Genomic DNA, 10,000 nt, shown 5'->3' on the forward strand with positions numbered 1-10,000 from the left:
AGGTCCGCGTGCGGGATTTGCCGTGCAATATCGTCGCACACCGAAGCGTCAAACCCGGCCTGCGTCAGGCGCGACACAAGGGCTTCGGCATGAGCGCGGGTCGGGCTGAAGACTGAGACGCTGTCGATGGCGCGCACCGCACGGAAGGCAAAAGGTATCTCCGAGGCGATGCGTCCTGAGCCGATCAGCAGCAGGCGGCGCGCCTCAGGTTTGGCCAGCCGGTCCATCGCCACGGCGGCCACGGCAGCCGTGCGTCGAGCCGTCAGTTCCTCGCCGTCGATCAGGGCCAGATGCCGGTGCGTTTCACCGTCAAACACCAGATAGGAGGCCGCCACGCACGGCAGGTGGCGCGCCGCATTGCCGGGCGTCACGTGCACGATCTTGACCCCGCCCAGACGCTCAGACCACGCCGGCATCAGCAGCAGCGAGGCGTCGTGCCCCAGGTCGAAGACCGGCCTTTGCGGCGTCTGCGCCCCGGCCCGCAGTCGCGCCGGTAGCTCGCGCACCAGCCGCGCATAGGGCAGGGCGGCTTTCAGGTCATCGGCGGTGATCAGTCGCATGGGGTTTCCTTATCGGTATGGGGCGGTTTCTTTCAGCAGCCAGTCGCGGAAGGCCTTAAGCGGCGGGTGATTGCCGCGCTCAGCCGGCCAGACGAGGTGGTAGGCTTCACCGGTGGTCAGCGGGGCCTCAAGCGCCGGGACCAGCGCGCCGGAGGCAAACTCTTCGTCGGCCAGAAACTGCGGCAATAAAGCGACGCCAAGGCCGGAGCGCGCCACCTGCGCTACGGTCGCAAACTGATCGAACAACATGCCGTGTACGTGGTCGGCGGGCGCGCCGTGCGCCTCCAGCCAGTTTTCCCAGGCGTCGGGGCGTGAGGTCAGATGCAGCAAAGGCGCCTGACGCAGATCGGCAGGCGCGGCAAAGCCATACTGCGCCTTAAGCTCCGGGGCACAGGCCGGGATGACCACTTCGGGCCGCAACAGCGCGCTTTCCGCGCCGGGCCAGTCGGGGCGGCCGAAATGGATGGCGGCATCGAGCCCTTCGCTGCGGAAATCGAAGACGCCGATGCGCGTGATCAGATTGACCTGAATGCCGGAATTATTGCGCAAAAAATCGGGCAGACGCGGGGCCAGCCAGCGCGTGCCAAAGGTCGGCAGTATGGCCAGTTTCAGCGTCCCGCCGTGCGGATTGGCGCGCAGGCTGAGCGAGGCCGACGAGATGATTTTCAACGCTTCGCGCACCTCGCGCGCATAGGCCTCCCCCCCGGCGGTCAGGCGCACGGTCTGGCGTTCACGGTGGAACAGCTCGACCTCCAACTGCGCCTCCAGCGCGGCGATCTGGCGGCTGACGGCGCTTTGGGTCAGGTTCAGTTCGCGCGCGGCGGCGGTGACCGAACCGAGCCGCGCCGTGGCTTCAAACGCGGCCAGAAGCGACAGGGACGGGAGGAAGCGGCGAGGTGAGCGCATATTCGATTTCGGAATGAAGTCTTGTCAAAATGGCCCTTGTTGAGGCCGTTCGGGCACGGTACAACCGGTTTAGCCATTACGCAAGAGAATGAACCCTTGGCCCCTGCGCTTGAGCCTCTTACCCACGGACTGTGGGCCGCCACGGCCCCCGCTGCGCCGCTGACCGTCGCGCTGAGCGGTGATCTGCGCGCCGATGTGGCGGTGGTGGGGGCGGGCTATACCGGCCTGTCGGCGGCCCTGACCTTGGCCGAAGCCGGGGCAAAGGTGGTGGTGATCGAGGCGCGCGAGATTGGCTTTGGCGGGGCCGGGCGCAATGTCGGGCTGGTCAATGCCGGTATGTGGGTCATGCCCGACGAACTGCCCAAGGTGCTGGGGCCGGTGCATGGCGAGCGGCTGTTGCAGGTGCTGGGCAACGGCCCGGCGGAGGTCTTCGCGCGCGTCGATACGCACAATATCGCCTGCGAACTGCGGCGCGAAGGCACGCTGCATTGCGCCGTCGGTGAGGCGGGGGTGCGCGAACTGCGTGACCGGGCGCAGCAATGGCAGGCGCGTGGCGCCGATGTACGCCTGCTGGATGCCGCCGAAACGCAGCGAATGGTCGGCAGCGACGCCTATCCCATGGCGTTGCTCGATCGCCGTGCCGGGGTGATTCAGCCGCTGGCCTATGTGCGCGGTCTGGCCACGGCGGCGGTGGCAGCGGGCGTCGATATTCGCAGCGAAAGCCCGGTGGAACAGATCGAGGTGGCGGGCGATCAGTGGCGCGTGACGACGACCGGCGGCTCGGTGACCGCGCCCAAGGTGATCATGGCCACCGATGCCTACACCAAAGGGCCGTGGGAGATCATCCGTAAGGAGCAGGTCTGGCTGCCCTATTTCAACTGCGCCACCACGCCCTTGTCGGATGACATTTTGCGCCACATCCTGCCGGAAGGTCAGGGGGCCTGGGACACGGCGGAGGTCCTGTCCTCCTTCCGTATGGATGCCGCCGGGCGACTGGTCTTCGGCAGCGTCGGGGCCTTGCGCGGGCCAGCGCAGGGGGTGCATAGCGGCTGGGGGCAACGCGCCATGACGCGGCTGTTTCCGGCGCTCAAAGGCATCGGTTTCGAACACGAATGGTATGGCTGGATCGGCATGACCGACGATAACCTGCCGCGCTTCCATCGCTTTGCCGACGGCGTGGTGGGCGTGTCGGGCTATAATGGCCGGGGCATTGCACCGGGCACGGTGATGGGGCGGATTCTGGCCGAACACGTGCTGGGGGCGCTGTCCGAAGACGATTTGCCGCTGCCGGTGACGACGCCGCAAGAGGCGAAGCACCGGGGGGCCAAAGAGGTTTATTACGAGGCCGGTGCGGCGGTGCTGCATGCGGTGGAACACAGGTTTTGAGCATCCCCTTCGGATTTACGGGCGGATGAAAAGGGAAGACAGATGAGCGCGGATACACGTATTTTGCTGGAGTCTCTGGGCGTCACTGGCGGCCACACGGGCGGGACCTTGAAGGTCCATTCGCCCAATACCGGCGAGCTGATCGGGGAGGTCGTTGAAACAAGCATTGGTCAGGCCAGGGCGCGTATCGACGCAGCGCACGAAGCGTTCCTCCAATGGCGTCTGATCCCGGCCCCCAAGCGCGGCGAGCTGGTGCGTCTGTTCGGTGAAGAACTGCGCGCGCACAAGGAGGCATTGGGTAAGCTGGTGTCGATTGAGGCCGGTAAGGTCACGTCCGAAGGCCTCGGCGAAGTGCAGGAAATGATCGACATTTGCGACTTCGCGGTCGGCCTGTCGCGGCAACTGTACGGCCTGACCATCGCCACCGAGCGCGCCGAACACCGCATGATGGAAACCTGGCACCCACTGGGCGTGGTCGGCATCATCTCGGCCTTCAACTTCCCCGTCGCCGTGTGGGCGTGGAACGCCTGTCTGGCGCTGGTGTGCGGCGACGCCATCGTGTGGAAGCCGTCGGAAAAGACGCCGCTGACGGCGCTGGCTACCCATGCCCTGTTTGAGCGCGCCGTCGCCGCCTATAGGGCCGCGGGTCATGCCGTGCCCGAAGGCCTGTCGGCCCTGCTGATCGGCGGTAAAGAGGTTGGTGAAGCGCTGGTCGAGCATGAGAAGGTGCCGCTGGTCTCGGCCACCGGTTCGACGGCCATGGGCCGCGCTGTGGGCCCGAAGCTGGCTGCGCGTTTTGCGCGCGCCCTGCTGGAGCTGGGGGGCAATAATGCCGCCATTATTGCGCCGTCGGCGGACCTCGATCTGGCTTTGCGCGGTGTGGCCTTTGCCGCCATGGGCACGGCGGGTCAGCGCTGCACGACGCTGCGCCGCCTGTTCGTGCACGAAAGCCTTTATGACACCTTCGTGCCGCGCCTGAAGCAGGCCTATGCCTCGGTGAAGGTCGGTCATCCGCTGGAAGAGGGCACACTGATCGGGCCGCTGATCGACGCGCACGCCTTTGGTTTGTTTGAAAAAGCGCTGGACGAAGCGCGCAGCGTCGGCGGTCAGGTCACCGGCGGGGCGCGCGTCGATGTGAACGGTAAGGACAGCTATTATGTGCGTCCGGCCATCGTTGAAATGGACGCCCATGCGGGGCCGGTGCTGCGGGAAACCTTTGCGCCAATTCTATATGTTATGAAATATGGAAATATTCAAGACGCCATCGCCATGCAGAATGCCGTCGGCGCGGGTTTGTCGTCCTCGATCTTCACCAATGACATCCGCGAAGCCGAGCTGTTTGTCTCTGCGGCCGGGTCGGATTGCGGCATCGCCAATGTCAATATCGGGCCGTCGGGCGCGGAAATCGGCGGGGCCTTTGGTGGGGAAAAAGAAACCGGCGGCGGGCGCGAATCCGGCTCGGATTCATGGAAAGCCTATATGCGCCGCGCCACCAATACCATCAACTATGGCCGCAGCCTGCCTCTGGCCCAGGGGGTGAAGTTCGATGTCTAAATTCGATTGGTCCGATCCGTTCCTTCTCGATGCGCAACTGTCCGACGAGGAGCGCCTGATCCGCGACGCGGCGCACGACTATGCGCAGTCGCAGCTTCTGCCGCGCGTGCTCAAGGCCTATGCCGAGGAGCAGACCGACCCGGCCATTTTCCGCGAAATGGGTGAGCGCGGCCTTTTGGGCGCGACCCTGCCGGAAACCTATGGCGGGGCAGGCGCGTCCTACGTCGCCTATGGCCTGATTGCGCGCGAAGTCGAGCGCGTGGACTCCGGCTATCGGTCGATGATGAGCGTGCAGTCCTCTTTAGTCATGTATCCGATCCATGCCTATGGCTCGGAGGCGCAACGGCAAAAATACCTGCCGAAACTGGCGTCGGGCGAATGGATCGGCTGCTTTGGCCTGACCGAGCCGGACGCCGGGTCCGACCCCGGTTCCATGCGTGCGACGGCACGCAAAACCGAGGGCGGCTATGTGCTCAATGGCAGCAAAATGTGGATTTCCAATTCGCCGATTGCTGATGTGTTCGTGGTGTGGGCCAAGCTCGACGGCGTCATTCGCGGTTTTGTGCTGGACAAGGGGATGAGCGGCCTCAGCGCACCGAAAATTCACGGCAAATTGTCTCTACGCGCCTCCATCACCGGCGAGATCGTGATGGATAATGTCGAGGTCGGTGAAGACGCCCTGCTGCCCAATGTCGAGGGGCTGAAAGGGCCGTTCGGCTGCCTCAACCGGGCGCGCTATGGCATTAGCTGGGGCGTGATGGGGGCGGCCGAAGACTGCTGGCACCGCGCGCGGCAATACGGCCTCGACCGGCAGCAGTTCGGGCGGCCTCTGGCGCAGACGCAACTGTTCCAGAAGAAGCTGGCCGATATGCAGACCGAGATCACGCTGGGGCTTCAGGCGTCTCTGCGCGTCGGGCAGTTGTTCGACGCCGGGCAGGTGCAGCCGGAAATGATCAGCCTGATCAAGCGCAATAATTGCGGCAAGGCGCTCGACATAGCCCGCCTGGCCCGTGACATGCACGGCGGTAACGGCATACATGAAGAATACCACGTCATGCGCCATGCCCAGAACCTGGAGACGGTCAATACCTATGAGGGCACGCACGATGTGCACGCCCTGATCCTCGGTAGGGCGCAGACGGGGCTCCAAGCCTTTTTTTAATGGGAAAGCGCATGGCGGCCCTGACGACACCCCCCTCCGGTTCTGCCTTCGGCAGCCCGGTTTCCCCCCGCACAGGTGCAGGGGGATGTAATCCCTGTTTATACCTCCCCGCTGGCGGGGAGAGGTGGTGGGGTGGAACTTCAGAGGCGACCCAATGAAACCCCTTTCCGGCCTGAAAGTTCTCGAACTGGCGCGCATACTGGCTGGGCCGTGGGCCGGTCAGATTCTGGCCGATCTGGGGGCCACGGTCGTCAAGGTCGAACGCCCCGGCACAGGCGATGATACACGCGGCTGGGGCCCGCCCTTTATCGGTGATGCGGCGGCCTATTTCCACGCCTGTAACCGTGGCAAGTCCTCACTGGCCATCGACATCACTACTCCCGAAGGTCAGGCGGCTATCCGGGATCTGGCGCGCGAGTCCGACGTGCTGATCGAGAATTTCAAGGTTGGCGGTCTGCGCCAATATGGCCTCGATTACGACCACCTGAAAGCCGTCAATCCGCGCCTGATCTATGTGTCGATTACCGGTTTCGGGCAGGACGGGCCCTATGCGCAACGCGCCGGCTATGACTACATCCTGCAGGGCATGTCGGGCCTGATGGACATTACCGGCGACCCGGACGGCGAGCCGCAAAAGGTAGGGGTGGCGGTGGTCGATCTGTTCACCGGCGTCTATACCTCAACCGCGGTGCTGGCGGCCTTGCGGCAGCGCGACGCGACGGGCGAGGGCTGTCATATCGACATGGCCCTGTTCGATGTGGCCACGGCCATGCTGGCCAATCAGGCGATGAACTATCTGGCGTCGGGCGTATCGCCGACGCGGCTGGGCAATGCGCATCCCAATATCGCGCCCTATCAGGTCTTTGCGGTGAAGGACGGCCACGTCATCGTCGCGGTGGGCAATGACCATCAGTTTTTGCGCTTTTGCGAGGTGCTGGAAGCGGATTACGTCGCGCAAAATCCGGCCTATGCGACCAATGCCGGGCGGGTCGCGGCGCGGCATCAACTGGTCGCCGAGCTGGAGCCGTTTTTGCGCAATATGACGCGCGCAGAGTTGCTGACGGCGCTGGAAGCGGCGGGCGTCCCGGCGGGGCCGATCAACCGCATCGAAGACGTGTTCAACGACCCTCAGATCGTGCATCGCGGGATGCGTATTGACATCGACGGCGTGCCGGGCGTCGCTTCGCCCATCGTGATCGACGGCGTGCGGATGACGGCGGATACGCCGTCGCCGGAGTTGAATCAAAAGCACCTCCCCTGATTTCAGGGGAGGGTGGCCCGAAGGGCCGGGTGGGGTTAATGGCGTAGATGCCCCCCCCTCCGGTTCTGCCTTCGGCAGCCCGGTTTCCCCCGCCAAAGGCAGGGGGATATAGATGTATTTAGCGCGACCCGACTGGGTAAAGAATGGAAAGGCAGCCATGCGGACTGGCGGACAGATTCTCGTTGATCAACTGACGCGCAATGGCGTGGAACGCCTGACCTGCGTGCCGGGCGAGTCGTATCTGGCGGCACTGGATGCGATGTACGATGCCGATATCGACGTGCTGATCTGCCGTCACGAAGGCGGGGCGGCGATGATGGCCGAAGCCTATGGCAAGCTCACCGGGCGGCCCGGCATCTGCTTTGTGACGCGCGGCCCGGGGGCGACCAATGCGGCGCACGGCGTGCATATTGCGCAGCATGATTCGACGCCGATGATCCTGTTTGTGGGGCAGGTCGAACGCGCTTTTCTGGGCCGCGGCGCGTTTCAGGAACTGGACTACGTGGCGGCCTTTGGCGGCATAGCCAAATGGGTGGTGGAAATTTCCGATCCGAAGCGCATCCCGGAAATCGTCGCCCGCGCCTTCCGCGTGGCCATGCAGGGCCGCCCCGGTCCGGTGGTGATTTCGCTACCCGAAGACATCCTGACCGAGGGGGTCGAGGTCGCCGATGCGCCGCCGGTCGAGGCGGTGGAGGCCGCGCCGACCCGCGCGGATATGGCGTCGTTTGCGCAAGCGATAAAGGCGGCAGAGCGTCCGCTGATGATCCTCGGCGGATCGCGCTGGACGGCCGAAGGCTGCGCGGCGGTGGCCGATTTCGTCGCGCGCTACGACATCCCGGTGGCGACCGAGTTTCGCCGGACGTCGCTGTTTCCGGCGCACCACCCCTGCTATGCGGGTGATCTCGGTTTCGGGCAGAATCCGGCCCTGTCGCAGCGGGTGAAGGACGCCGATCTGCTGATCCTGCTGGGCGCGCGCATGGCCGAGGTGCCGTCGAATGGCTACACGCTGATCGGCGGTCAAACGCTGGTGCACATCTTCCCGCAGGCTGAGGAAATCGGGAGGGTCTATCCGCCCGCTCTGGGGATTGTCAGCACGCCGGATCAGTTCGCCAGGGCCTTGTCGTGGATTGATGAAGCCCCATCGCCGCAGATCATCAGAGGCGCGGCGGCGGCACATCAGGACTGGCTGAAATGGACGAGCACGCCTTCGCCCATCCCCGGCGATTTTCAGTATGGCGAGGTGATGGTGTGGCTGCGCGAGCACCTGCCGCCGGAGACAATCATCACCAATGGGGCGGGCAATTACGCCATCTGGGTGCATCGCTACTGGCGGCACGAGCGGCCCTTTACGCAGGTCGCGCCGACCTCGGGCAGCGTCGGCTATTCGGTCCCGGCGGGCATTATGGCCAAACGTCAGTGCCCCGACGCGCCGGTGGTCACCTTTGCTGGTGACGGCTGTTTCCTGATGAACGGCAATGAGTTCGCCACCGCCGTGCAATACGACATACCGCTGATCATTATCGTCATCGACAATGGCATGTGGGGCACGATCCGTATGCATCAGGAGCGCGAATATCCGCACCGCCCGATCGGCACGGAACTGAAGAATCCGGACTTTGCCGCCTATGCCAAGGCCTTTGGCGGGCATGGCGAAACCGTGCGCACCACGGCGGAGTTTGCTCCGGCCTTTGAACGGGCGCGGGCGTCGGGCAAACCGGCCATACTGCACTGCCTGATCGACCCGCAGGCCATCACGCCGGCTAAAACGCTGGATCAGGTGTCAGCCGGGGCGTGACGCTGTTTCTCCTCCCTGCGCGTTAGCGTGGGGAGGTGGATTTTGCCGAAGGCAAAAGACGGAGGGGGGCGTCTCCGGGGATGCGTTTTGGTACTGGCTTTAGCCGTGCGTACGCCCAGGCGGCGAGGGGCGATCTTCGGCAGAGTCATCCCCCTCCACCGCTTCGCGGTCCCCCTCCCCATTGCTGCGCAACAGGGAGGAGAAAGCAAGGCGGTTATCGCGCTTCCCTCCTCCCTGCGCGTTAGCGTGGGGAGGTGGATTTTGCCGAAGGCAAAAGACGGAGGGGGGCGACTCTGAGGGTGGGTTTGGCACTGGCTTTAGCCGTGCGTACGCCCAGGCGGCGAGGGGCGATCTTCGGCAGAGTCATCCCCCTCCACCGCTTCGCGATCCCCCTCCCCATTGCTGCGCAACAGGGAGGAGAGAGTAAGGCGTATTTGCGCCGTCCTTTCTTAAGGCAAAGCCGTGGGGACGAGAGTCACACCGACGGCGACGGTTCGCGTTTCAGGCGGCGAAGGCAGAAGGTCGAGCGCGTGTGGCGGATGCCGGGGAATTTCAGCAGCTTCTTGCGCAGGAACTGCTCATAGCCCTCCGTGCCATCGACCGCCGCGATCAGCACATAGTCGTATTCGCCCGTCGTCAGATAGGCGTCGGTCACTTCGGGCAGGTTCAGCACGTAGCGCGAAAAGGCTTCGATGCGCTCGTCGTCGTGCGATTCGATATTGATTTCGACGATCACCGTATCCGGCTTACCCACCTGTTCCGGATCGAGCAGGGCGACATAGCCGGTGATGACGCCATTTTCTTCCATCCGCTTGATGCGCGACCAGCAGGGGGTGGGCGACAGGCCCACCTGATCGGCGATTTCCTGCGTCGTCAGGCGACAATTGCTGCGCAGCAATCGCAGGATTTTGCGGTCGGTATCGTCAAGGCCACGGCCTTCAGAACTGCGTGACATGGGCATTCCATCTGTAGCAGGCATCCCATTCTGCGGCAAAGCGTCGCAACGGAATGTCATTTTGTCTATGCCCTCAATAGCACGAAATTCGAAAATTCATTCTCCTGATTTCGTGTCATCCTGCAAAAAAATTCCGCGATAGACGGAAAGCCTAGCAGGGATGATTAAATGCGCGATCAGGTTTCCTTAAGCGACAAGTACGTCCTCGAAGAGGGCCGCGCTTTTATGAGCGGGGTTCAGGCGCTGGTGCGGTTGCCCCTGATGATCGCGCGGCGCGACCGGCGGGCAGGCCTCAACACAGCGGGCTTTATTTCCGGCTATCGCGGCTCGCCGCTTGGCAATTACGATCAGCAGCTGCAGCAGGCCAAATCCCTGCTCGATCCGCTGAATATCGTGGTGCAGCCGGCCATCAATGAAGACC

The 10,000-nt window shown here is 63.9% G+C and carries 8 protein-coding genes and 1 pseudogene; 6 read left to right on the plus strand and 3 right to left on the minus strand.

Annotated features, from left to right (window positions below):
- Positions 1-560 (minus strand): annotated as a pseudogene (locus tag LDL37_RS06845) (quinate 5-dehydrogenase); the annotation flags it as partial.
- 9 nt (positions 561-569) lie between these two features.
- Positions 570-1,466: a LysR family transcriptional regulator gene (locus LDL37_RS06850; protein WP_290795920.1), complete on the minus strand. Its 897-nt coding sequence runs from the start codon at positions 1,464-1,466 to the stop codon at positions 570-572.
- A gap of 96 nt (positions 1,467-1,562) precedes the next feature.
- Here LDL37_RS06850 and LDL37_RS06855 point away from each other — a divergent pair, with 96 nt between their 5' ends.
- From LDL37_RS06855 to LDL37_RS06875, 5 genes are all read left to right on the plus strand, one after another.
- The gene (locus LDL37_RS06855) at positions 1,563-2,852 is read left to right on the plus strand and encodes an FAD-binding oxidoreductase (protein WP_290795922.1); all 1,290 of its coding nucleotides are present in this window, start codon (positions 1,563-1,565) and stop codon (positions 2,850-2,852) included.
- Positions 2,853-2,894: 42 nt separating this feature from the next.
- Positions 2,895-4,406: an aldehyde dehydrogenase family protein gene (locus LDL37_RS06860; protein ID WP_290795924.1), complete on the plus strand. Its 1,512-nt coding sequence runs from the start codon at positions 2,895-2,897 to the stop codon at positions 4,404-4,406.
- Complete coding sequence (locus tag LDL37_RS06865) at positions 4,399-5,568, plus strand: acyl-CoA dehydrogenase (protein WP_290795926.1); 1,170 nt, start codon at positions 4,399-4,401, stop codon at positions 5,566-5,568. The genes LDL37_RS06860 and LDL37_RS06865 overlap by 8 nt, the downstream gene beginning before the upstream one ends.
- Before the next feature lie 154 nt (positions 5,569-5,722).
- Positions 5,723-6,829: a CaiB/BaiF CoA-transferase family protein gene (locus tag LDL37_RS06870; RefSeq protein WP_290795928.1), complete on the plus strand. Its 1,107-nt coding sequence runs from the start codon at positions 5,723-5,725 to the stop codon at positions 6,827-6,829.
- Positions 6,830-6,986: 157 nt separating this feature from the next.
- Positions 6,987-8,624 (plus strand): thiamine pyrophosphate-binding protein, encoded by a 1,638-nt coding sequence (locus LDL37_RS06875; RefSeq protein WP_290795930.1) that lies wholly within the window; start codon positions 6,987-6,989, stop codon positions 8,622-8,624.
- 475 nt (positions 8,625-9,099) lie between these two features.
- Here LDL37_RS06875 and LDL37_RS06880 read toward each other — a convergent pair whose 3' ends face one another.
- Positions 9,100-9,579 (minus strand): Lrp/AsnC family transcriptional regulator, encoded by a 480-nt coding sequence (locus LDL37_RS06880; RefSeq protein ID WP_126421459.1) that lies wholly within the window; start codon positions 9,577-9,579, stop codon positions 9,100-9,102.
- Between the two features lie 168 nt (positions 9,580-9,747).
- Here LDL37_RS06880 and LDL37_RS06885 point away from each other — a divergent pair.
- Positions 9,748-10,000: hypothetical protein (locus LDL37_RS06885; protein ID WP_290795932.1), on the plus strand; the 253-nt coding region annotated here is incomplete at its 3' end.

Origin of the sequence: Asticcacaulis sp., from assembly GCF_020217185.1 — a bacterium.
Taxonomy (GTDB): domain Bacteria; phylum Pseudomonadota; class Alphaproteobacteria; order Caulobacterales; family Caulobacteraceae; genus Asticcacaulis.